The organism is Variovorax atrisoli 110B, assembly GCF_000382045.1.
GTDB lineage: Bacteria > Pseudomonadota > Gammaproteobacteria > Burkholderiales > Burkholderiaceae_C > Variovorax > Variovorax atrisoli.
The window spans coordinates 839446-863084 of the sequence record NZ_KB907450.1 but is presented as its reverse complement, the minus strand read 5'-3'; the positions used below and the strand labels follow the sequence as shown (position 1 = coordinate 863084).

The window sequence follows — 23639 nt, the reverse complement described above, 5'->3', positions numbered from 1 at the left end:
CTCCTTGACGGCTGGTTGTGACGGTGGTGCAAGGTGCGAAAGGGGAGGAAGGCGGGCCTTTTTCAGAGCGCGGCCCAGGTGGTCATCGCCGGTTCCGGCGCCGCCGGCGCGGGGCTGCTGGCCTGGCTGCGACGCTCGATGCCGCCGGCCAGGCAGCGCTCGGCGACCCAGTCGCCCACGCTGCGCAGGAAGAGCTGCTGGCCTCTTTCGGTGCACACGGTGTGGTCGACCTCGCCGAGGAACTCGTACTGCAGCCCCTGCGCGAAGGGCTTGCGGGCGAAGGCGCCGAGCTGGTCGCGGCCGCGGTCGCACACGTGCAGAGAGCCCGAATACAGCAGCTGCATCGCCACATTGCGTTCGGCGAGCCGCTGCAGCGCGGCGCCGAACCAGATTGCGTTGGCCTCGGGTGCGCGCCTCTCTGCGAAGAAGCCCGGCATGGGCGTGGTCGAATGGCTGCGCGAGAAGCGGCGCTGCAGCCAGCGCCTGGCCTTGCCCGGGAACGAGGGGTGGGCCGGCGCGGCCAGTGCGCGGCGCAGGTTGCGCTCCAGCCGCGCACGCAGTTCCGGAAAGGCGAAGCCGTCGAAGAGCGACAGCGCGACCACGCGCCTGTCGACCAGCGCGGCCGACATGGCCTGCTCCACGCCCGAGCACATGCCCACGATCACGAACTGCCGCGCACCCAGCGTGCGCTCGGCCGCGTCCATCGCCGCCTTCAGGCTGTGCACCGCGCGCATCTGCAGGTCGGGCGAGGTGGCCAGAGCCTCGCTGTCGCCGATCCCGCCCAGGTCGAAGCGCAGGCTGCTCACGCCGCGCGCGGCCAGCACATGCGCCAGCTTCACGTTGATGCGCCGCGGCCCCACCCGGTGGTTGGCCCCCATGTTGAACATGAGGCAGGCGGTGCCGCTGCGCGCCGGCCGCGCGGGGAGGGTGAGCATGCCCATCAGCGCGTCGCCGGGGCCGAACAGCAGCGGGGCCTGGGTGATGGCGAAGGGGAGCGTCGTGGTCGGGTCATTCATGAAGGGCACCCTGCAGGCGGTTGAGCGCGTCGGCCGGGACCATGGCGCTGTTGGGGTAGGGGTCCGAGGTCCAGTCGAGCTGGTGGCTGAAGTACGCGAGGCGCACCGGCATGTGGCGCGACTGCTGGTCGGCGGCCCACTGGGCGGTGCGCTCGTCGTCGGGCTCGGCCAGCACCAGCGTGTCGTGCAGCGCGGTGAGCGGCAGCGATTCGGGCACCAGCGCGGCCAGCTGGGCGCGCAGCGCGGGCGAGAGCACGGTGCCCAGCGCTTCGGCGGGCATCGCCTCGGGCTCCTGCAGCAGGCTGCGGCGCCAGGCCAGGTCGGGAATGCAGAAGGTGGTGTCGATGGCCGCCACGTGCTGCTCGCGCAGCAGCCGGGCGTAGCCGCGCCCGTCGATCACCGGCTCCCACAACACCAGCCGCACCGGGTCGCAGCGCCCGCCGCGCGCCGCAAGCACGGCCACCGTGGCGCCGAGCCGCGCACCGATCCACACGATGGAGGCGCCGGGCGCGCGCCGGCGCAGCTCTTCGTGCGCCGAGCACAGGTCGCGGCGCCAGCCGTCGAGCTCGCCCTCGGCTTCCTCGCCCGGCGAATCGCCCGAGCCGTAGAAGTCGAAGCGCAGCGTGGCGATGCCCGAGCGCGAGAGCCGCTCGGCCAGCACCTTGAAGAAGCGGTGCGTGCGCAGCCCCTCCTGCCCGAACGGCGGGCACAGCAGCACGGCGGTGCCTCCCGCTGCACTCTCGCTCGCCTCGGCGGGATGGAACACGCCGAAGAGCTGCCGCGAGGCCGGCCCGAACATGATCGGCGTCATTCGGCTCATGCGTGCGCCTCCAGCAGCCGGCCGGAGTGGCTGGCCCGGCCGGCGCGCGCTTCCGTCTGCCGCCATTCGGCGATGGAGCCCACACAGTCCATCCGCTCGGGCGCCGGTCCCAGCACCAGCCACAGGATGCGGCCGGCCACCGAGAGCTCGACGCTGCGGCAGTCCGGCTCCAGGCCCACCTCGAAGCTCTGCGACGACAGCAGCAGCCCCACGCCGATGGCCTTGAGGCAGGCCTCCTTGCGCGTCCAGCAGGTCAGGAAGGCGCGGTCGCGCTCGTGCGCGGGCAGGGCGGCCAGCGCCTCCTGCTCGCGGTGGGTGAAATGCTCGGCCGCGAGCACCGCCGCGTCGGGCACCGGGCGCAGCAGCTCGATGTCGGCGCCCAGCGGGCCGCGGCCGCCGATGGCGATCAGCGCCAGGCCCTGGCTGTGGCTCAGCGAGAACTGCGTGCGCGCATGGCCGGTGAGCGACGGCTTGCCGAAGGAGCCCTTGGACAGGTGCAGCTCCGCATGCTGCAGGCCGGTGTACTCGCTCAACGCCTGCCGCAGCGCGAGGTGCGAGGCCACGTAGCGCTGGCGGTCCAGCGGCGAGCGGATGGCTTCGGCGCGCTCGCGCTCCTCGGCCGAGAGAACCTGCTCCGACGGAAGGCCGGCGAACCTGTCCAGGTCGACGTACAGGCACAGCGGCACGTCGATGGAGATCGGCTGGGGGGTGCTGCCAGTCATGTCCATCACCCCTTGCGCAGCCAGCCGCCGAGCGCGCCCAGCAGCCCGCCGCGGTGCTGCTGCGCGGCCGTGCCGGCGGCGAGTTCGGCGAGTTCGGAGGGCACGCCCTCGGCAGCGCCTCGCGGCGAGGCGGCGATCTGCCCGAGGTTCTCGAACAGGTAGCGGCGCGGCTCCACGCGATGGCCCAGCGCCTGCTGTGCCTGCTGCACCGCGCGCAGCACCAGCAGCGAGTCGCCACCCAGGTCGAAGAAGTTGTCGCCCGCGCGGATGTCGGCCACGTCGATGCCGATCACCTCGGCCCAGATGCTGGCGAGCTGCGCCTGCTCCGGTTCGAGCTGGCTCTGCTTCGCTCTTGCCGCCCCGCCGTTGCCGTCGATCGCTGCGCCGGTCGCGGCCGCCTTGGCGGGGTCGGCGGCGGCCATCTTGCGCAGGTAGGCGGCGCTGGTCGAGGTCTCGGGGTCGGTGATCCGCTCCAGCGTGGCGCCGGGTTCTTCCGCCACGCGGCGCAGCACTTCGAGATAGCGCTCGCGCAGCTGGGCGCCGGTCTCGCGCAGGTAGACGTCGGCGTTGTAGATCAGCGCGCCTTCCAGGCCGTGCGGCTTGTCCATCAGCCACACGCCGATGTCGTCGGTGGCACCGTGCTGCATCACGTGGACCTGGCGGGTCTGCAGGCTGCCGACGCAGCGCGAGCGCTCACGCGCGTCCTGGAACGAGAACATCGACTGGTAGGGCCCGGAGGTCTTGATCTGCCCCGCGTAGCCCGGCTCCTGCATCAGGCGCTCGAAGGGCACCTGCTGGTTGTTCATCATCGACAGCAACTCCTGCTTCACGTAGCGCATGAAGGCCGGTAGCGTGAGCGAGCGGTCGATGGCGAGCGAGACCGGCAGCACGTTGTTGAAGAAGCCCATGACGTCTTCCGTCTCCGCCTGCTGGCGTCCGCGCACCGGGTTGGCGATGACGATGGCGTCGTTGCCGGTCACCTGCGCCATGGTCAGCGCGTAGACGCCGAAGGTCAGCATGCTCAGCGTCACGTCCATGTCGCGAGCGATCTCACGCAGCCGCTGCGTGCTCTGCAGGTCGATGTGGATCCAGTGCGCGCCGCCCTGGCCGCTCTTGCCGGCGCGCCGGGGCATGTCGGTCACCGGCGGGCGCACGGCCCTGGCGCCTTCGAGGCGGCCGCGCCAGAAGGCGAGCTGCTCCTCGCAGGCCGGACCGTCGAGCCATTTCTCCAGCCACTCGGCGTAGTCGCCCTGCGTGGTGAAGAGCGCGGGCAGGTTGTGCGGGCGGCCGCGCTCTGCGGCGTCGTACAGCGCCGCCATCTCGCGCTGCATCAGGTCGAAGGACCAGCCGTCCCAGATCAGATGGTGCGGAACGAAGAGGAACACATGCTCGTCCTCGTCGAGCCGGAACAGCGCCGCGTGCATCATCGGCGCGCTGTGAATGTCGATGGGCCGGTCCGCCAACTCCTGCATGCGCTCGGCCAGCTCGGCCTCGCGCTGGTCGGCGGGCAGGCTGCGCAGGTCGACCAGCGGCAGGGCGAATTCCGCTGACTGCGAAATCACCTGCACCGGCTTGCCGCTTTCGGCGTCGATGCCGATGTGGCTGCGCAGCGAGGGCTGGCGGCGGATGATCTCGCGCCACACCGCCTCGAAGCGCGCCGCATCGAGCTGCCCGGTGAGCCGCTGCGCCGAGGGTGCGTTGTAGACCGAGCGGCCCGGATGCAGCTGCTCCATGAAGCGGATGCGCTCTTGAGCCATGGTCAGCGGCGCGGTGGTGCGCCCGATGCTGCGGCCGATCGGCGCCTGCAGGCCGACGCCCGAGCCCTGCAGCGCCTGGATGGAGGCTGCCAGCTTCTCGGCCGTGGGCGACTCGAAGAGAGTGCGCAGCGGCACCGTCACCTGGAACTCGCGGCTCAGCAGCGTGGTCAGGCGCGCCGCCAGCAGCGAATGGCCGCCCATGGTGAAGAAGTCGTCGTGCATGTCCAGCCCGGGCAGGCTCAGCACCTTCTCCATCAGCGCGAGCACCTTGCGCTCGTGCTCGTTGCGCGGGGCCGCGCCGCGGCGCACCTCGTCGCGCGCCAGTGCCTGCGGAGGCGGAAGCGCGACGCGGTCGATCTTGCCGTTGGCCAGCTTGGGCAGCACGTCCATCGTCACCACGTGCTGCGGCAGCATGAAGGCCGGCAGGTGCTTGCGCAGGTGCACCATCAGCGTCTCGAGGTCGAAGCCCGCGCCCTGCTTGAGCGCGAGGTAGGCCACCAGGCGCACGTCGCCGGGGTTGTCCTCGCGGGCGATCACCACCGCGCGCGAGACGCCCTCGACCTCGCAGCAGCGCACCTCGATCTCGCCGGGCTCGATGCGGTAGCCGCGCACCTTCACCTGGAAGTCCAGCCGCCCGAGGTGGTCGAGCAGGCCGTCGTTGCGCCAGCGGCCGCGGTCGCCTGAGCGGTATATCTTCTTGGGCGTGCCGAAGATGCGCACCGTGACGAAGCGCTCGGCCGTCAGCTCGGGGCGGTCGATGTATCCCAGCGACACGCCTTCGCCCGCGATGCAGATCTCGCCCGGCACGCCGATGGGGCAGGGCTGCAGGTCGGCGTCGAGGATCCAGATCTCGGTGTTGTCCACCGGCCTGCCGATGGCGACACCGCGCGAGGCGATCTCTTCCGGGCGCACATGCCAGGCGGTGGAATACACCGTGGTCTCGGTCGGGCCGTAGCCGTTCCACAGGCCTTCCATGCGTTCGCACAGCGCCAGCGCCATGCTCGGGCGCAGCGCCTCGCCGCCGGTCCAGCCACGGAAGCCCGGCGCACCGCCGGCCCACTGGGCATCGAGCAGCAGCTGCCACATGCCGGGCGTGGCCTGCAGCAGGGTGATCTGCTCCTCGTCGAGCGCGCGCGACAGGCGGGTGCCGTCCATCGCGACCTCGCGCTTGACGATCACCAGCTCGGCGCCCGCCGCCAGCGGCAGCAGCAGGTCGGGCACCGCCATGTCGAAGGACAGGGTGGTGACGGCCGCGATGCGGTCATGCGGCCCGACGTTGGATTCGCGCTGCATCCACTGCAGCAGGTGCGCCACGCCCCGGTGATGGGCGATGACGCCCTTGGGCAGGCCCGTCGAGCCCGAGGTGTAGATGATGTATGAGGCGTCCTCGGGGCCAGGGTCGTCCGCGCTCGGCGGCAGCGGCTCGCCGGAGAGCTGGCGCCAGTTCTCGCGGTCGATCTCGAAGATGCGCGCGCCCGCGTCGGCGCGCCAGTCGCGCGGCGCGACCGCGATGTCCGACGAGGTCAGCATCAGGCTGAGGCCCGCGTCGGTGGCGTAGTGGTCGAGCCGGGCCTGCGGGAAGGCGGTGTCCAGCGGCACGTAGGAGGCGCCTGCCTTGAGCACGCCCAGCATCGCGATCACCATCTCCAGGCTGCGCTCCACGCAAAGCCCCACGCGCTGGCCGCGGCCCACGCCGCGTGCGCGCAGGGCGCGTGCGAGGCGGTTGGAAAGCGCGTCGAGCTCGCCGTAGCTGCAGGTCCTGGCGCCGTCGCGCACCGCGGGGCTGTCGGGCTGCATCGGCACGCGCGCGAGGAAGCCCGCATGCGCCAGCGGCGCGCCGACCAGCGGAACGCGCGCCGGCTGCAGCGCGATCAGGTCGCGCGCGGCATCGGCCGAAAGCACCTCCAGCCGGCCGACGGTCTCGTCGGGCTTGTGCGAGGCCGACAGCAGCACGCACTCGAACATGTCGAGCCAGCGCAGAACGCTCACCTCGTCGAACAGGTCGGTGTTGTACTGGACCTCGACCATCAGGCCGCCTTCGTGCGGGCGCAGGTTGGCGAAGAGCTCGAAGTTCTCGTAGCGGCGGGCGATGGTGTCCTGCACCACGTCCAGCGTTGTGAAGGCCTGCGCGCTGCTGGCCACGTCGGGGTCGACGTTGAAGGCCACGCTCACCAGCGGCAGCCGGCTCGGGTCGCGCTCCAGCGAGAGCTGGCCCAGCAGCGCGCCATAGGTCAGCGCCTGGTGGTCGAAGGCGTCGAGCACGGCGGTGTTGCACTCGTCCATCAGCGCGTCGAAGCGCATGCCGGCGTGCGCGGCGATGCGCAGCGGCAGCAGGTTCACGCAGTGCCCGACCAGGCCCGGCATGTCGTGCGCGAGCTGGCCCGAAGCCGGGATGCCGACCACGATGTCGTCCTGGCCGGAAAGACGGTGCAGCGTCGCCACGAAGCCGCTGAGCAGGCCGGTGAAGAGGCTGATTCCGGCCTTGGTGCTGGCCGATCGCACCGCGGCGACCAGCCGCTTGTCGAGCAGCCGCTCGGCACGGCGCGAATTGAAGGTGCGCGCGGCCGGGCGCGGGCGGTCCAGCGGCAGGTCGAGCACCGGCAGCGGGCTGCCGGGGAAGCGGCCCAGCCAGTAGTCGATGTGCGCCTGCATGTCGGGGTGCGCGGCGGCAGCGGCTTCCTCGGCGGCGAAGTCGGAGAAGAGCGGCGCGGCCTTGAGCTTCAGGCCCGTGCCGGTCTCCTCGGCATACAGATGGCCCAGCTGCTCGGTGATGACCGCCCAAGACCAGCCGTCGCACACCACGTGGTGCGCCGACATCACCAGTTCGTGCTCGGTTTCGCCGAGGCGGTAGAGCGCGGCGCGGAAGAGCGGACCGTGCTCCAGCGAGAACGGCGTGCACACGGCCTCGTCGTGCGCATCGCGCAGCGCCAGCGCACGGGCATCGGGCGCGAGGCCGGCCAGGTCGTGCTCTGCCATCGGGTTGCCGCCCGGGTGGCTCACCAGCATGCAGGTGCCGTCGGGCGAGATGGTGGAGCGCAGGGCCTGGTGGCGTTCCAGCAGCCGGGCCATGGAGCGCGCCAGCGCGTCGTGGTCGAGTTCGCCGCGCAGGCGCAGCACCACCGACTCGTTGTAGGCCATCGAGGCCTCGGGGCTCAGCGTCGCGCCGAGCCAGACTTCGCGCTGCGATTCCGTGGTCGGGATGATGCACTCCACGGCACCGCCGCTCGCGGCGGGCTTGAGAACGGCGTTCATGCTGCGACCTTTCCGTTGACGTGTTGCTGGCTGGCGGCGGCCGCGTCGGGCACGTACCAGAAGGGCTGGCCGTCGATGTCGCGTGCCAGTACGGAGCCTTCCTCGGCGGGCTTGTGCAGGTCGAAGCCGGTGAGGGGCACTGCGCGGCGCGGCAGGAAGCCGGATTCCTGCATCTCGGCGACCGATTCCTTGAAGGCGCGCTGGATGAAGGCGATGTCCTCGGCGCTGTGGGCGCTCGTGAGGAAGCAGGGGAAGTTGTCCAGGATGTGGACCCCGCGGCTGCGCATCATGGCGAACAGCAGGTCCTGCAGCGGATGGTCTTCGAGCCAGCTCACGCGCCACAGCGACGAGAAATGCCGGACCTCGATGGGCGCGCCCACCTCCCTGCACCAGCCCGAAAGTTCGGCCGCCATGGCGGTGGTGCTGGCGTTGAGCCCCGACTGCAGCGCGGGCCCGGCTTCCTTCAGGTGATCGAGCGAGGCCTTCGCCGCCGCGAGCGCGAGCGGATGGCGCACGAAGGTGCCGGCGAAGTAGGTCACGCCCACCCCGGGAATGGAGTCGTCGCCGTACTGCCAGGCGCCGCCGTCGAGCGCGTCCATGAACTCGCGCTTGCCCGCGATCACGCCCACCGGGAAGCCGCCGCCGATGACCTTGCCGTAGGTGGCCAGGTCGGCGCGTACGCCGAAGAACTCCTGCGCGCCGCCCAGCGCTGTGCGGAATCCGGTGATGACTTCGTCGAAGATCAGGCAGCAGCCGTTCTTCGCGGTGATCTCGCGCAGCTCGTGGAGAAACTCGCGCGGCTGGAAGTCGGGCCGGCGGCTCTGCACCGGCTCGGCCACCACCGCGGCCAGGTCGCCCGCGTTCTCGCGGATGAACTCCAGCGCCTCGGGCGTGCCGTAGTCGAGCACGCGGATGTCGCCGAACATGCCGCTCATCACGCCCGGCGCGGCCGACAGGCCCTTGCCGGCCTTGCCGGCGCGCACCAGCACCTCGTCGAAGGTGCCGTGGTAGGAGCCGGTGAACACCACCACCGTGCTGCGGCCGGTGACGGTGCGCGCGATGCGCAGCGCCGCCATCACCGCCTCGGAGCCGGTGTTGCACAGGCCCGCGCGGTCGTTGCCGGTCAGCTCGCACACCAGCGCCGTCACTTCGGCGGCCAGCGGGTGCTGCGGCCCGATCTCGTAGCCCGCTTCGAGCTGCCGGCGCACGGCGTCGAGCACGAAGTCGGGCTGCCAGCCGAACATGTTCATGCCGAAGCCGTTGAGCGCGTCGACGTACTCGTTGCCGTCGAGGTCCCACATCTTCGAACCCTTGGAGCGCTCGATGACGATCTGGTAGGTGATCTCCTTCGTGATCGGCCTGAAGCCGTTGACCACGCGCGGATCGGCCATGTGCGGGCGGTTGGCCTCGGTGAATTCCTTGCTCTTGCGCGTGCGCTCCACGTAGCGGCGGATGAAGGCCGCCAGCCGCGCCTTCTGCCGGCCGCTGGGCTCGGCGGTGCGCTGGGTGTGGATGCGGGCGATGGCGCCGAAGGCCTTGCTCACGTCGTAGCGCACGGGCTGCGCGGGCTCGTCGGCGGCAGCGGCGGCAACGACAGGAGCGGGCGCGGCTGCCGGTGCAACCGCCACGGGGGCGGAAGCGGCCTGCACGGGTGCCACGGCCTGCAGCGTCACCAGCGGCGCTGCGGCAGCGGCGCCCGACAGCAGCGCGAGCTGCTGGCGCATCAATTCCATCTGCTGCGAAATCAGCTGGGGCAGATGGGCGTCGCCCATGGCGGCGCTGCCTTGCACGGGCATGTAGACCGGCATCGGCGCCGGCATCGGCTGCTGCACGGCCGCCTGCATGACGGAGACCGCGGTTTCGACTGGCGCGCTCGCCGCCGGAGCCATCGGGGCGGCGGGGGCCGGCGCCGCCTCGGGCGGCAGGCTCTCGCGCAGGAAGGCCGAGAGCGCGTCGAAGCTGCGGTAGTTCTCCATCAGCTGGCGGAAGCTCACGCCGACCTTGAAGTGCTTCTTGATCTGCGTGGCCGCCTGCGTGAGCGTGAGCGAGTCGAGGCCCAGTTCGCCGAAGGGCGCCTGTCCCTCGGCCTGGGCCATGTCGAGGCCGGAGATGTCTTCGAACAGGGCGCGCAGGCGAGCGTCGATGGGCGATGCGGCTGGCGGAGGAAGCGGCGAGGGCGTAGCGGCGGTCACGATCGGCTCCAGGGAAATGGGTGGGACGACGACGGCGGCGACGGGCGCAGCCGCAATGGACGAAACGACGGGAGAAGCGGCGGGACTGGCGGCGGGCGCAGGGACAGGGGCCGGGGCGATGTCGACCCAGCAGCGCTTGCGCTCGAAAGGCGTGGTCGGCAGGCGCACGCGCTGCGCGCCGGCACGGGCGGTCAGGCGCGAAAGCTCGACCTCGGCACCGCGGGCCCACAGGCGCGCGAGTGCCAGTCGAAGGGTGCGTGCCTCGTCGGCATCGGCGCCGGGCTCCAGGTGCAGCAGCGCAGCGACGCTGTCCGCCTTGGCACCGTGCTGGCGTGCCAGCGTGGCGAGCGTGTTGCGCGGGCCGGCCTCGACGAAGAGCGGGTTCTGCAGCTGCGCCATCGCGCTGCGAAGGGCCGGCGAGAAACGCACCGTGCCGCGCAGGTGCCGGGCCCAGTAGGCCGGGCTGGTGGCATCGGCATCTTCGAGCGGCTGGCCGGTGAGCGTCGAGAAGATCGGGATCTGCGGCGCGCGCAGCGCCACCTTGGCCACCAGCGCCTCGAAGGGCGCGACGGCCGGTTCCATCATGGCCGAGTGGAAGGCATGCGAGGTCTGCAGCGCGCGGCAGGCAATGCCGTCGACCTCCAGCGCGGCCTGCAGCGCGGCGATGTCCTCGAAGGGGCCGGCGACCACGCAGGCCGTGGGGCCGTTGTCGGCGGCGAGCGAAAGACCGGACCCGAGCCGGCCGGCGAGATCGGCCGCGCCCATGCGCACCGACAGCATCGCGCCCGCGGGCTGCGCCTGCATGAGCGCGCCGCGGCGGGCGACCAGCCGGGCGGCATCTTCGAGCCGCATCACGCCGGCGATGACGGCCGCGACGAACTCGCCCACGCTGTGGCCGACCAGCGCATGCGGACGGGCGCCCAGTGCCAGGAGTCGGCGGGCGAGTGCGTATTCGAGCGTGAAGATCGCGGGCTGCGTGGCGGCCGTGGGTGCCAGCGCCTGCGGGTCGTCGCTGAACATGCGCTCGCGCAGGTCGAAGTCCGTGGCGCCGGCGAAGGCTTCCATGCAGTCGTCGAAGGCTGCGGCGAACACCGGGTCGTTCGCATGGAGGTTGCGGCCCATGCCGGCGTATTGAGCGCCCTGGCCGGGGAACATCAGCACCAGCTGCTGTGCGCGCGAGGCCGCGCGTCCGCTGGCGGCGCGGGGCGACGCGGCATTGCGCAGCGCGGCGATGGCTTCGGCAGTGCCGCCGGCCACCACGGCGCGGCGGAAGGCGTGGGCCTTGCGGCCGACCGAGAGGGTGTGGGCCACGTCGGCCAGGGGAAGTGCGGGATGGCTTTCCAGGTGTGCGGCGAGCTGGCCGGCGGCGACGTCGAGCGCCGCCTCGGAGCGGGCCGAGAGCAGCAGCACCTGGTCGCCCGAGGCCGGCGGCGAGGCGGGCCGCGGCGGCGCTTCCTCGACGATGACGTGCGCATTGGTGCCGCCCACGCCGAAGGAGCTGACGCCCGCGCGGCGCGGCTGCTGCGTGCGCGGCCACTGCTGCAGGCTCGCGGTGACGTGGAAAGGCGTGCGCGCGAAATCGATCGCCGGGTTCGGCGCGCTGAAGTGCACGGTCGGCGGGATCTGCTCATGGTGCAGCGCCAGCGCCGTCTTGATGAGGCCCGCCGCACCCGCCGCCGTGACCATGTGGCCCACGTTGCTCTTGAGCGAGCCCAGCGTGCAGAAGTCCAGCGCGTCGGTGTGCTCGGCGTAGGCGCAAGCCAGTGCCTCGACTTCCACCGGGTCGCCCATCGGCGTGGCGGTGCCGTGCGCTTCCACGTACGAGATGCTGCGCGCGTCCACGTCGGCTGCCGCCAGCGCGGCGCGGATGACGGCCGCCTGGCCGTCGACGCTGGGCGCGGTGAAGCTGGCCTTGGCGCCGCCGTCGTTGTTCACGCAGGCGCTGCGCAGCACGGCGTAGATGGTGTCGCCGTCGGCCTGCGCGTCGGCCAGCCGCTTGAGCAGCACCACCGCGGCGCCGTCGCTGAAGACCGTGCCCTGCGCCTGCGCGTCGAAGCTGCGCGTGTGGCCGTCGGGCGAGAGCATCGAGCCCTCGTTGTAGAGATAGCCGCTGCGCGGCGGGCAGGTGACCGAGGCGCCGCCGGCCAGCGCCATGTAGCACTGGCCCGTGCGCAGTGCATGGAACGCATGGGCCACCGCCACCAGCGAGGTCGAGCAGGCGGTGTGCACGCTGACGGCCGGGCCGGTGAGGTTGAGCCGGTTCGCCACCCGGGTGGTGATGTAGTCCTTCTCGTTGGCCAGCATCACCTGGAACTCGCCCACCGGCTCCACCAGGTCGGGCCGCGTGCTCACGTGGCGCTGGAAGTAGGTCGCGTTGTACATGCCGGCGTACACGCCGACCGGGCCCGGCGCGGCGTCGGGCACATAGCCGGCGCGCTCCAGCGCCTCCCAGCAGATCTCGAGGAACACGCGCTGCTGCGGGTCCATGAGCTGCGCTTCCTTCGGGCTGATGCCGAAGAAGGCAGCGTCGAAGTCCTCGATGCCGTCGATCACGCCGCGGGCGCGCACGTAGGCCGGATCGCTGCGCAGCGCCTCGGAGATGCCGGCGTCGAGCGTGACGTCGTCGAAGAAGCTGATGGTGTCGCGCCCGGCGACGAGGTTGTCCCAGAACTGCTCCACGTCGGCCGCGCCGGGAAAGCGCCCGGCCGTGGCGATCAGCGCGACGGCGTCTTCCATATGGGTGGCCGCTGCGGTCGGTCGATCCTTGAAACCGGCCGCAGCGGCCTCGGCGGGCTGTTCGTCCGCCGGTTGCATCCGCGCCCCCATCGCTTTTGGTGTGGGATTGCGGAAGAAAAGGTTGGCCGACAGCGGCGCCGCCGAGTCCTGCCGCAGGTCGGCCAGCACCTGCAGCACGAGCAGCGAGTCGCCGCCGAGGTCGAAGAAGTTGTCGTTGCGCCCGACCTTTGCAATGCGCAGCGCACGCGCGAACGCATCGCACACGCGCTGCTCGAAGGCGTCGCGCGCCTCCTCGAAGGGCTGGGCGAGGTCGGGGCGCTCGCCCGCCGGCTCGGGCAGCGCCCTGCGGTCGAGCTTGCCGTTGGAGGTGACCGGCAGCTGGGCGAGCCACACCTGTGCCGACGGCACCATCGCCGCGGGCAGCCGGTCTGCCAGATGGGCGCGCAGGGCCTCCCAGGAAGGCCGCTGTTCCGCAGAGCGCGAAACCAGATAGGCGACCAGGCGCAGCTGCCCGTTTCCGTCGGGCCGGGCGACCACGGCGCACGACTGGACGCCCGGGTGAGCGAGGATCGCGGCCTCGACTTCGCCCGTCTCGATGCGGTGGCCGTGGATCTTCACCTGGCCGTCGCGGCGGCCGATGAATTCGATGGTGCCGTCGGGCAGCCAGCGCGCGAGGTCGCCGGTACGGTAGAGCCGCTCGCCGGATGCGCCGAAGGGGTCCTGCACGAAGCGTTCGGCGCTGAGCCCGGGTTGCCGCAGGTAGCCGCGCGCCAGCCCGTGGCCGCCGATGCAGAGCTCGCCCACGAAGCCGGTCGGTAGCAGCGCCATCGACGGGCTCAGCACGCGCAGCACGGTGTTCTTGATCGGCCGGCCGAGCGGAATGGAGCGCAGCCCCTCGGCCAGCGGCGCGGCGATGCGGTGCGTGGCCGCGAAGGTGGTGCACTCGGTGGGACCGTAGCCGTTGCTCAGGGTGAGCTGCGGCAGTGCGGCAAGCGCGCGCCGCACGTGCGGCACGGAAAGCGCCTCGCCGCCTGTGAACAGGTGGCGCAGGCCGGCGAGGTGCGCCGGGTCGTCGTCGATCACCGCGTTGAAGAGCGCCGCCGTGAGCCATGCGGTGTGCACGCCGTGGCGCTCGATGGTGCGAGCCAGGCCCGCGCCGGTGGGCACGCGCTCGTCGTGGATGACGCAGCAGCCGCCGTTGAGCAGCGGACCCCAGATCTCGAGCGTGGCCGCGTCGAAGCCCAGCGGCGCCGCGTGCAGCATCGCAAGGCCCGGGGCGAGGTCGACGTAGTCCACGCCCACCACCAGCCGCAGGATCGAGCGATGGCAGATCTCGATGCCCTTGGGAGTGCCCGTGGAGCCCGAGGTGTACATGACGTAGGCCACCGATTCGGCGTCGATGGCCGGTGGATTCAAGAAACCACGGTTCTGCTTGTCTTCAATTTCGTCGACCAGAAAAACGGCCTGACCGGGCGGAACCAGATGCCGCAACTCCTGCGTGGTGAGCACCTGGTGCGCGCCGGCTTCCGCAAGCATGTAGGCGATGCGGTCGGCCGGGTAGTCCGTGGGCACCGGCACGTAGGCGGCGCCGGCCTTGAGGATGCCGAGCTGCGCGACGATGGCCGGCATCGAGCGCTCCAGCAGCATGCCCACGCCGTCGCCCGGCTGCACGCCCAGGCTCTGCAGGCGCTGCGCGAGGTCGCTGGAGCGGCGGTCGAGCTCGCCGTAGCTCATCGTCGCGTCGCCCTGCGCGAGGGCGATGGCATCGGGCGCCGTCTCCACCTGGCGCGCGAACACGGCCGGCACGGTCAGGGCCGCGTCCACCGGCGCGAGGGCGGTGTTCCAGGCGTCGAGCTGGTCGGCGCGGTCGGCTTGCGGCTGGGTGCAGATGTCGCCGATGGCGGCGTCGGGGCGATCGAACAGGTCTTGGGCGGTGTCGACGAGGGCGGCGAGCAGCTGGTCGATGTCGGCTGCATCCATCAGGCTTTCGGCCGCATCCATATGAAGAGTGGCGGTCGCCGCGTCGAAGCGCAGGCGCACCGGGGCATCTGCGCTTTCCGATCCTTCCCGCAGCCAGAGGGAAGGGACGGCCGCTGCTTGCTGCGCCGGCGCAGTGGTATTGCGGCGGCTGGCATCCACGACGGCCAGCCACGCGTCGGCGGAACTGGCCGCGTCGAACGACACCGCGACCGGGGCGCGACCCGGCTCGTGCAGCACAGGCTGCGCGATGCCGAGCCAGCGCGACTGCAGCAGCAGCCAGGCGGCTGCCAGGAGGGTGTCGGGAAGCTGGTCGCCGTCCGCATGCCGGCGCGTCCAGTCACCGGCGAGACGGGAGGGCAGGGCTGCCGCGCCGGCGTGGCGGCCGACGGGGCCTTTCGAATTGGATCGCGGCGCGAAAAGGCCTTCCAGAGAAGGCTCTGGAGTTGCCTGGGCCGGCTGCGAAACAGTTTGAATTTCCACGTAAATATCCCGAAAGAAATAGCGCGAAAGCGTCCGTGCCATTGGAAAATCCATTGACATCAATTGAAAGAACAGGAGGTGGTCCGTGCTTTTTCGTGACTTCATCCTAGGGTGTTTGCTGATGCCGTTGTGTTAACTTAAGGCCCTAGTTACAACTGGATAAAGTTATTTCGCATACGTACTACCCGAACCGTCCAGTACGAGGTAACTGATGCGCCGTTTGGAGTGAAAAGGGCGTTCGCCGACCCGTCCGAACCGGCTCCGAGGCGCGGTAGAAGCGAGGTACTCAGGGGGAGATTCGAGGGGATTTCGGGTGAAAGCGCGGTCGGCGCCTGTGTTGGGGGCGACCCCGGCGCCGTCGTCGTGCGCACCCCCAGCCATGCGGAAAACGCACCGGAAGAGACGTCGAAAAATGAAACATCCTCCCGGAGCCAACTGTATTCAATTGGCAGGGCTTGTAACCTAATAAGAAATATCAGAACAAAATCTGAAAATTGAAAAATTACGGCGGCTCGCAGTAGAGATGTGAATCCCATTTGAAGAAGGCCGCAAAAATCTCCGCGACATCCTATTACCCGATGTGATTCACATATCCGGGCGGGCTGCTCCGAATAACTTTCCCGGGGCTTTTCCAGGCAATTGATCCGCATTGCCGCCATCACCGGGTCGGGTGCCGTCTTGAGGCGGAAAAGCCCCGTCGCCGCCGGAGCGCCCGGCGACTGCTGTTAGCCTTCGCGCATTCTTCGAGCGCGGTCCCGCAGGTCCGGGAGCGCGAGATCCAGGTTGTGCAGGAGGAATCCGATAGTGGTTGTGACAGGAAGGAACTGGCGCGCGGGCGTGGTGCTTGCCGCGGCATTGATGGTGGCGGCGTGCTCCACGTCTCCCAAGACGCCGGTGGCGGGGCCGGGCGAATATGTCGTCCAGCCGGGCGATACGCTCTATCGCATCGCGTCCCGGTCGGGCCGTTCGCCGGCAGACATCGCGCGCTGGAACAACCTTCAGGACCCCGACAAGCTCGAAGCGGGGCAGGTGCTGCGCGTGGTTCCGCCGGGCGGCGCGGCCTCCGCGGAGCCCTCTCCGAGCCGTGAACGGCCCGATCGCCCCGAGCGCTCCGAACGCGCGGAGCGCGCCAGGCCGCCCCGGGCCTCGGCGCCCGAGCCGGTGTCGCCCCCCGCGTCGCGACGCAGCGACTGGAGCTGGCCCTCGCAGGGCGCCGTCATCACCGGCTTCAACGGCACCAGCAGCAAGGGCATCGACATCGGCGGCAACCTGGGCGACCCCGTCGCATCCATCGGTGCCGGCAAGGTGGCGGTGACCGAAACGCTGCGCGGCTACGGCAGCGTGGTGATGGTCGACCACGGAGGTTCATATATGTCGGTCTACACCAACCTGCGCGCGGTCCAGGTCAAGCAGGGGCAGCAGGTGAAGCAGGGCCAGAAGCTGGCCGAGATCGGCAGCTCCGACGCCGGCCGCCCGCGCCTGCACTTCGAGATCCGCTATCGCGGCAACGCCGTCGATCCGCGCCAGTACCTCCCGGCAAGGTGAGCGAGTTCGCGCGGCGGCGGCCTTGCACCGCCTCTGGCGAACGGCATCCCCCGAATTGGCGATATCGCGCCGCCCGCGAAGCACGCAGACTCCCGCGCTGATCGATTTTTTCAAAAGGGGCGGCAATGGAACTCGTGTACTGGGTGTTCATCATTCTCGGCATCGTGCTGGCCGTGACCACGCAGTGGTTCCTGCTTGCCCCGTTCAGCCTGGAGTGGCGCCCGCTGCGCGAGCAGCTCGCCGAGCAGGTCACCCAGTCGGCTGCGCTCCTGCAGGAGTGCGCGGACCCTGCCGACGCCAAGGCCTGATCCGCCGCGCCCCGGGAAGGGGTCGCCACGCAGCAGGAGCGCGTGCCCTCTGCCTCTAAGATGCTCGCTGTTCAGAAATGACCAGAGCGATGCAGACGCGGTAGGCAAAGAGGAGGGCCACGACGCATGATTTCTTTGCTCCACACCGCGGACTGGCAGATCGGCCGGGTGTTCTCGCAATTCGAGCCCGACGATGCCTCGGCCCTGTTCGAGGCGCGCTTCAAGGCGGTCGAGCGGCTGGCCGCCATCGCCACCGAACGCCGGGTCGACGCGGTGCTTGTCGCGGGCGACGTGTTCGACCTGCAGACCGTGTCGGACAAGACCATTCGCCGCATGTTCAACGCCATGCAGGGCTTCACCGGGCCGTGGCTGCTGATCCCGGGCAACCACGATTCGGCGCTGAGCGAATCGGTCTGGAGCCGGGCGCAGCGGCTGGGCGCCATCGCGCCGAACGTGCTCTGCTGCCTGGAGCCCAGGCCGCACACCGTGGCGGGCAAGTTCACGCTGCTGCCCGCGCCGCTCACGCAGCGCCACACCTATGGCGACCTCACCGAGTGGTTCTTCACTGCCGAGCCGGAGGATGGGAGCCTGCCCCGCATCGGCCTCGCGCACGGCAGCGTGCAGGGCATCCTCTCGGAAGACATCGACTCCACCAACCCCATCGCCGCCGGCCGTGCCGCGCAGGCCGGGCTCGACTACCTCGCGCTCGGCGACTGGCACGGCACGCGGCAGATCGACGAGCGCACCTGGTACGCCGGCACGCCCGAGACCGACCGCTTCCGCGCCAACGACTCCGGCCAGGCGCTGCTGGTGCGCATCGACGGCCGCGGCGCGCTGCCGGCGGTCGAGCCCGTGCGCACCGGCCAGTTCGACTGGCAGCAGTGGGAGCCGCGCCTCGCCGTGTCTTCGGACATCGACGAGCTGGTGCGCAGGCTCGAGCAGATCGGCAGCGGCGACGTGGTGCAGCTGCGCGCGCAAGGCACCTGCGACCTTGCGGGCCACAACCGGCTGAACGCCGCCCTCGATGCCGCCCGCGCCCGTGCCCGCGCCCTGGTGTGGGACGGCGAGGCGCTGCGACTGGAGCCGACCGAGGACGACATCCAGGCGCTGCACGCCGACGGCTTCGTCGGCGAGGCGCTGCAGGCATTGCGCGAGCAGCAGGGCGGCGCCGATGCCGAGCTGGCGCGCGACGCGCTGCTCACGCTCGCGCGCATCCTCGGTACGCAGGCGGGAGCCGCCGCATGAAGCTGCAGCGTCTTCGCATCGAGAACTTCAAGCTCTTCCGCGCGCCGCTCGAAATCGACGGCCTGACTGACGGGCTCAATCTCTTCGCCGCACCCAACGAGTCGGGCAAGTCGACCGTCGCCGAGGCCATCCGTGCCGCGTTCTTCGAGCGGCATCGCTCCAGCGCGGTCGAGCACCTGCGGCCCTGGGGCGAGAGCTCGGCCACGCCGATGGTCGAGGTCGATTTCGAACTCGACGGCAAGCGCTACCGGCTCACCAAGGCCTTCCTCGGCAAGAAGCGCTGCGAGCTGGTGATCGATGGCCGCGCCATGGACGGCGCCGTGGCCGAAGACCACCTCGCGGCGCTGCTGGGTTTCCGCTTTCCGGGCAAGGGCGCCAGCACGCCCGAGCACATGGGCATTCCGGGGCTGCTGTGGATCAGGCAGGGTACTTCGCACGACATCGCCAGTGCGGTCGGCTTTGCGAGCGACCATCTGCGCAACGCGCTCGGCGAATCGCTGGGCGAGCTGGCTTCGAGCAACGGCGACGCAGTGCTCAAGGCGGTGGAAGCCGAGCGCAACGAGCTGCTGACGCCCGCTGCCGGAACGCCGCGCGGCGCCTACGCCGATGCGATCAAGCTGCGTGCCGAGCTCGAAGCCGATCTGCAGCGGCTGCATGCCGACATCGAGTCGTACCAGTCGGGTGTCGACCGCCTGACGAACCTGCGGCGAGATCACCAGCGCGACGAAGCCGCCCGGCCCTGGGCTGCATTGCGCGAACAGCTTGCCGTTGCCCAGCAGCGGCTCGACGAAGCCCGGGGCCTGGACGAGAAGAAGACCGCGCAGGAGGCCGCGCTCAGGCAGATCGCCGCGCAGGTGAATTCATGGCGCACCCAGCTGCAGTCGATGGAGCGCGAGGAAGGCTCGCTCGCCCAGCGCGAGGCGAACCTGCAGAAAACACAGCAAGCCCTGGCCAAGGCGCTCGGCGAACTGCAGGCGTGGGAGCCACGCCATGCCGCCGCCACGAAGGCCGATGCCGAAGCGCGCGAGAAACTTCGAGTGGCGCGCCAGGCCGCGTCGCGCATCGCGCAGGAGAACGCCGTCCAGAGCCTGGCCGAACAACTTTCCGCGCTCTCCCAGAACCACGAGAAGGCGAAGGCCGAGCAGGAAAAGGTGACCCGCCTGCAGTCCGAGGCGCAGTCGCTCGCGGTGCCTGACAGTGAACTCAAGCGGTTGCGCCAGTGCGCCGACACGCTTCGCAACGCGCAGGCGAGGCTCGACGCCGTGGCCACGGCCCTGGAGTTCGAGCTGCAGCCTGGCGCCGGCGTCCGCGTGGCGGGCGTTGAACTGGCGGGCTCGCAGCGCCGGACCGTCATCGCCCGAACCGACATCGAGATCGAAGGCGTGGGCCGCATCAGCGTGCTGCCGGGCGGTGCCGACCTCGAAAGCCTCGCCATCGAGCGCGACCGTGCGCGCGACGAGCTTGCCGCGCTGCTGCGGGGCCTGCGCGCGGAGAGCGTGGCCGCCGTCGAGGAGCGCACGCGCCTGCACGCGCTTCGCAAGAGCGAAGCCGGCGCCGCCGAAGCCGTGCTGGCGGCACTGGCCCCCAAAGGACTCGGCGCCCTTGCCGCCGACGTCGCGACGCGTGAAGCGCGCTTGGCCGAAGCCCGGCAGGTCCTGCAGGGCATGCCGCCCGCATCGGAAGCAGACATCGCCGTGCCTTCGGCCGAGTCTGCCGAAGCCGCTGCACGCGCAGCACTGGCCGATGCGTCGGCCGCGCTCAACGATGCGAAGGTCGCGGCCGGCAACGCACGCGAACAGGTGAAGGCGGCCGAAGACGAGCTCGCCGCCGTCCAGGCGACATTGAACGATCCCGCACGTGCCGGCAGAAAGGCCGAGGCCGGCGGCGCGCTGACCGATGCGCTGGCGCAGCAGTCGTCCATGCAGGACCGCCTCTCGGAACTCGCGCAGCGCCTGCAGACCGTCAACCTGCCCGTGCTCGCGCAGGACGTCGAGCGGCTCGAACGCAGCGCAAGGCAGGCCGAGGCCGCGCACAGCCAGCGCGCCAACGAGATCACGCGGCTCGAAGTCGAACTGGAGACCAAGGGCGCGCTGGGCCAGGAAGAAGCCGCTTCGGAGAAGCAGCGCGAGCTGGAACACGCCACGCGCCGATGCGCCGAGCTCGAACGGCGGGCGAGGGCGCTCGACCACCTGCTCAAGCTGCTGCGCGAGAAGCGCTCGGCACTGGCGCGGCGCCTGCGCGCGCCGCTGCAGAAGCACCTCGACCACTACCTGCAGATCCTTTTTGCCGGCGCGCAGATCGAGGTCGGCGACGATCTCTCGCCCGGCCGCATCACGCGCCAGGGCCTGCGCGGCGCCCAGAGCGGCGAGTTCGAGGAACTCAGCGTGGGCGCGCGCGAGCAGATGGGCGTGGTCGCCCGGCTGGCCTACGCCGACCTGCTGCGCGAGGCGAACAAGCCGACGCTGCTCATCCTCGACGACGCGCTGGTCCACACCGACGAGGAGCGCCTGCGGCAGATGAAGCGGGTGCTGTACGACGCGGCGCAGCGGCACCAGATCCTGGTGTTCAGCTGCCACCCCGAGGCGTGGCGCGACCTGGGCGTGGTGGCGCGGAGCATTCCCTGAAGGGGTTCAAGTTTTTGGCGGCTCGATGGGCGGGCGCAAGCCCGGCCGGTTTCACGCAAGTGGTTTCCCGGTAGGCCAACCCGTCGAGCCGCCGCCCGTTTGATTCGGGCGCGATGGCGCAAAGCAACCCTTGAGCTGTCGGGGGAAGTAGTCTGCGTGGCTATACTGCGCCGGTCGCGTCGAACAACGGCGCGATCGGGCTTGGACTCCCGTGCAAATCGCTGCGACTTCAAAAACCGCAATCACTTGGAGGCCAACCATGGCTGCTTCTGCACGCACGTCCGCGCGCATCTCTTCCGCTCCAACCGCATCCGTGCCACGCGATATCGAATCGCTCGCGCTGGAGGTTTGTGACGACATAGAAAGTCTCAGGCCCATGCAGCGCGCCTACGCGTGCCTCGAAAAGCTCATCGTCCAGCAGGAGGTGAATGACGCTCAGGAGCTCTATCCCAGCAGGGCCGAGCTCGCTGCGCTGGTCGGTGTGGTCAACGATGAGCTGCAGCGGCGCATCGACACGGCCGAGGCCACGGCGCAATCGCTGCGCCATGGCCTGGGAAAGAGCGGCACGCCCTGAACGTGTCCGGCGACGTGCTCGCTGCTACTTGTCGGCCGGCACGAAGAAAAGGTATTCGCCGCGCCCCACCTCGGGCGTGATCGTGTAGCCCGCGCACAGGTCCCCCGTGCACTGGAGGAAGATCACGCGCGGCCAGATGGTCGCGGCCGTGGGATAGCCAGGCAGGTACTGCGGCACGTGCCACACGCCGAGGGAGCCGACGGGCAGCGCGTTTTCGGTGCCGCGCGCGTTCTGCAGGCCGCTGCCCATGTTCACGCGCTCGACGCGCAGCGGCTGCTGCTGGACCGCCGCGGCCGCCGCCGTGGTGGCCGCGCAGCACGCGGCCAGCCAGAGGATGAGTACGGACCGGGTCATGTGGCGCTCCGGTGCGGTCATTGCGCGGCCTGCGCCGCGCGCGGTGCGGCCGCGACGTCGTCGGAGCGCTGGTCGAGCATGCGCGACGCGGCGCGGATGGAGGCCGCTTCGGCCGGGTCGATCGGCGTCACCGTGGCGCTGATGACTGGCATGGTGACCACGCCCGCATCTTCGGAGGCGGCAGCGGCCTGCTGTTGTTGCTGCTGCTGCTGCGGAACCGGGGCAGGCGCCGGCGGAGCCACGACGGCCACAGGCTGCGGAGCCGCTGGGGCAGGGGCGGGTGCAGGTGCCGCCGCAGCCACCGGACGCACCGGCGAGGCGGGCGCGCCGCTGGCAGAGGCCTGCGGACCGTAGGCCGTTACGCGCTCCTCGGCCGTCATCGACTGCGGGCACTTGGTGCCGGTCATCTCCAGCGCGGCCATCGCGGCCGGGTCCATGCAGTCCATCGCGAGCGAGGCGGCCTTCATGCCCTTGTTCCACAGCTCGCGGCTCATCTTCAGGCGCTTGCAGTGCTCGTCGGTCCAGGTGGTGCCGAAGCTCAGGCCCACGCCCGCACCGTTGGCGCTGGCGCTGGTGCTGCCCATGCAGGTGTCGTTGCTCGTCGTCAGGTTGGGTCCGTTGACCGACGGCACGTTCTTGATCGTGTAGCTGCCGCGGTAGTCGACGGTGTTGGTCGTCGCACCGGTGTTGTTGACGTTCTGGTTGCTGGTCATCGTCGTGTTCACGGTCGCCGGACTCGAAAACGTCACCGACTGGCTGTTGCCCTGTGCCGACGTGGTGGCCGAGCTCGACGAGCCGTTGTTCGCGCCGGTGTTGGTGTTGGTCTGTTGAGCGAAGGCCACTGCGGAAACGCCCAGCAGCGCGAGAAAGATCAGCTTCTTCATTTTTTCGACTCCTTTGAGGATCGGGGAGAGGGCGCTCGCCGCTCTCCCCATTTCCAGTTTCGGCAACCGGTCTGTGCGAGGTTCAGGGAACCGATTCAGGGAGCCGATGCGGTCGAGCTGGCGCCGGCCGTGCCGCCGGTGCCGCCACCGTTGGTGAAGCCGCCGGCATTGCCCCATGCGAAGTTGGTGACGCCGAAGGAGCCGCCGGTGGAGCCTGCGTTGGCCGATGTGGTCGTGCCGTTGATGGGCCCGTTGATCGCGCCGGAGGAAGCGCTGTAGCCGGAGGTGGTGGTCGAGGTGCGGGTCACCAGTGCGATGCCGCCGCCGGGGCCGGCCGCGGTCGCCGCCGTGTTGTTGGTGACCGAGGCTGCGGAGCCGCCCGCGCTGCCGCTCACGTGCGTAGCACCGCCGGCGGAATAGTTGGCGTTGCCTGCCGAGGTTGCATTGGCGGACGCATTGGCGCCGCCCGCGGCCAGGCCGTTGCCTGTCGTCACGGCCATGCTGGTCACGCGGCCGGTGGTGGTGGCAGAGCCGCCCGCGGTCGCGCCGCCGATGGCGAAGCCCGGAACGGCGAACGCACTGCCCGAGGCGTTCGCGTTGGCCGAAGAGCCCGACATCGCCGAGTTGTAGCTCAGTGCGCTGCCCGTGCCGGAGCTCGCGGCCGTCGATCCGGCGGCGCTGGAAGAGCCGGTGGAGGTGGATGTCGCGGCGACCGCGGTGCTGCCGACAGTTGCCGAGGCGACGCTGCCGACCAGGACGACTGCAATGGCGATGAGAGTCTTCTTCATGATGCTTCCTCGAGTGATGTGGAACAAACCCCGATTGCCGGACCACCCGGCCATCAGCTGCGGTCCGTGACGCTGTGTGGAGTGGCTTGCGTGACGACCGGGGTGCAGTTTCTGCGTCGGGGAAGCAACGAAAAATGCCTTGTGCTGGGTACTGCGAGGCTATTGCGAAAGATGTGGTCGAAGGCGTTTGCGGCGCTGCGGAAAAACGCGCTCGCCACACGATGGCCGCCATCGCGACGAAGGCTGCGGCATGGCAATGAAGGACCATGGCAACCAGATGCAACCGAGGTAATCGAATCTGCGGGCGCTCTGCGGGTATCTCCGGGATCGGCCGTCTGAAATACGCCTGCATCGCACGCTAC

13 protein-coding genes are annotated in these 23639 nt (G+C 70.3%); 5 read left to right on the top strand and 8 right to left on the bottom strand.

What is annotated here, in order from left to right; translation table 11 throughout:
• Window positions 1-62 precede the first annotated feature (62 nt).
• The 5 genes from G369_RS0104025 to G369_RS0104005 are packed head-to-tail and all read right to left on the bottom strand — an operon-like array spanning window position 63 to window position 14997.
• Window positions 63-1016 carry an alpha/beta hydrolase family protein gene (locus G369_RS0104025; protein ID WP_019652692.1) on the bottom strand — a complete coding sequence of 318 codons (954 nt, stop codon included), beginning with the start codon at window positions 1014-1016 and terminating at the stop codon, window positions 63-65.
• Window positions 1009-1836: a serine aminopeptidase domain-containing protein gene (locus G369_RS0104020; RefSeq protein ID WP_157773630.1), complete on the bottom strand. Its 828-nt coding sequence runs from the start codon at window positions 1834-1836 to the stop codon at window positions 1009-1011. Before G369_RS0104020 ends, G369_RS0104025 begins: the two co-directional genes overlap by 8 nt.
• Window positions 1833-2558, bottom strand: a complete 726-nt coding sequence (locus G369_RS0104015) for a 4'-phosphopantetheinyl transferase family protein (protein ID WP_038114027.1) — start codon at window positions 2556-2558, stop codon at window positions 1833-1835. Before G369_RS0104015 ends, G369_RS0104020 begins: the two co-directional genes overlap by 4 nt.
• 5 nt (window positions 2559-2563) lie before the next feature.
• Window positions 2564-7567, bottom strand: a complete 5004-nt coding sequence (locus G369_RS0104010; protein WP_019652689.1) for a non-ribosomal peptide synthetase — start codon at window positions 7565-7567, stop codon at window positions 2564-2566.
• Window positions 7564-14997 (bottom strand): type I polyketide synthase, encoded by a 7434-nt coding sequence (locus G369_RS0104005; RefSeq protein ID WP_020722948.1) that lies wholly within the window; start codon window positions 14995-14997, stop codon window positions 7564-7566. The genes G369_RS0104010 and G369_RS0104005 overlap by 4 nt, the downstream gene beginning before the upstream one ends.
• A 762-nt stretch (window positions 14998-15759) precedes the next feature.
• Between G369_RS0104005 and G369_RS0104000 the strand changes: the two genes are divergently transcribed.
• The 5 genes from G369_RS0104000 to G369_RS39335 all read left to right on the top strand — a co-directional run bounded on the left by G369_RS0104000 (window position 15760) and on the right by G369_RS39335 (window position 21251).
• Window positions 15760-16500, top strand: a complete 741-nt coding sequence (locus G369_RS0104000; protein WP_026346194.1) for a peptidoglycan DD-metalloendopeptidase family protein — start codon at window positions 15760-15762, stop codon at window positions 16498-16500.
• A 125-nt stretch (window positions 16501-16625) separates the two neighbouring features.
• A complete protein-coding gene (locus G369_RS0103995) occupies window positions 16626-16808 on the top strand; it encodes a hypothetical protein (protein WP_019652686.1) in 183 nt (60 codons plus the stop codon).
• Window positions 16809-16934: 126 nt separating this feature from the next.
• Complete coding sequence (locus G369_RS0103990; RefSeq protein WP_020722947.1) at window positions 16935-18053, top strand: metallophosphoesterase family protein; 1119 nt, start codon at window positions 16935-16937, stop codon at window positions 18051-18053.
• A complete protein-coding gene (locus G369_RS0103985; RefSeq protein ID WP_019652684.1) occupies window positions 18050-20677 on the top strand; it encodes an AAA family ATPase in 2628 nt (875 codons plus the stop codon). The genes G369_RS0103990 and G369_RS0103985 overlap by 4 nt, the downstream gene beginning before the upstream one ends.
• Window positions 20678-20936: 259 nt before the next feature.
• Window positions 20937-21251 carry a hypothetical protein gene (locus G369_RS39335; protein ID WP_026346193.1) on the top strand — a complete coding sequence of 105 codons (315 nt, stop codon included), beginning with the start codon at window positions 20937-20939 and terminating at the stop codon, window positions 21249-21251.
• 24 nt (window positions 21252-21275) lie between these two features.
• Here G369_RS39335 and G369_RS0103975 read toward each other — a convergent pair whose 3' ends face one another.
• The 3 genes from G369_RS0103975 to G369_RS0103965 all read right to left on the bottom strand — a co-directional run bounded on the left by G369_RS0103975 (window position 21276) and on the right by G369_RS0103965 (window position 23277).
• Window positions 21276-21605 (bottom strand): hypothetical protein, encoded by a 330-nt coding sequence (locus G369_RS0103975; RefSeq protein ID WP_019652682.1) that lies wholly within the window; start codon window positions 21603-21605, stop codon window positions 21276-21278.
• Window positions 21606-21622: 17 nt separating this feature from the next.
• Window positions 21623-22489 (bottom strand): hypothetical protein, encoded by an 867-nt coding sequence (locus G369_RS39205; protein WP_019652681.1) that lies wholly within the window; start codon window positions 22487-22489, stop codon window positions 21623-21625.
• Between the two features lie 95 nt (window positions 22490-22584).
• Entirely contained in the window at window positions 22585-23277 is a 693-nt protein-coding gene (locus G369_RS0103965) for a hypothetical protein (RefSeq protein WP_019652680.1), read from the bottom strand.
• Window positions 23278-23639 lie beyond the last annotated feature (362 nt).

Coding starts and splice junctions, on each gene's coding strand:
- G369_RS0104010 (WP_019652689.1), bottom strand. CDS start 7,567: ATGAACGCCGTTCTCAAGCCCGCCGCGAGCGGCGGTGCCGTGGAGTGC.
- G369_RS39205 (WP_019652681.1), bottom strand. CDS start 22,489: ATGAAGAAGCTGATCTTTCTCGCGCTGCTGGGCGTTTCCGCAGTGGCC.
- G369_RS0103985 (WP_019652684.1), top strand. CDS start 18,050: ATGAAGCTGCAGCGTCTTCGCATCGAGAACTTCAAGCTCTTCCGCGCG.
- G369_RS39335 (WP_026346193.1), top strand. CDS start 20,937: ATGGCTGCTTCTGCACGCACGTCCGCGCGCATCTCTTCCGCTCCAACC.
- G369_RS0103990 (WP_020722947.1), top strand. CDS start 16,935: ATGATTTCTTTGCTCCACACCGCGGACTGGCAGATCGGCCGGGTGTTC.
- G369_RS0104020 (WP_157773630.1), bottom strand. CDS start 1,836: ATGAGCCGAATGACGCCGATCATGTTCGGGCCGGCCTCGCGGCAGCTC.
- G369_RS0104025 (WP_019652692.1), bottom strand. CDS start 1,016: ATGAATGACCCGACCACGACGCTCCCCTTCGCCATCACCCAGGCCCCG.
- G369_RS0103975 (WP_019652682.1), bottom strand. CDS start 21,605: ATGACCCGGTCCGTACTCATCCTCTGGCTGGCCGCGTGCTGCGCGGCC.
- G369_RS0103995 (WP_019652686.1), top strand. CDS start 16,626: ATGGAACTCGTGTACTGGGTGTTCATCATTCTCGGCATCGTGCTGGCC.
- G369_RS0103965 (WP_019652680.1), bottom strand. CDS start 23,277: ATGAAGAAGACTCTCATCGCCATTGCAGTCGTCCTGGTCGGCAGCGTC.
- G369_RS0104005 (WP_020722948.1), bottom strand. CDS start 14,997: ATGGCACGGACGCTTTCGCGCTATTTCTTTCGGGATATTTACGTGGAA.
- G369_RS0104015 (WP_038114027.1), bottom strand. CDS start 2,558: ATGACTGGCAGCACCCCCCAGCCGATCTCCATCGACGTGCCGCTGTGC.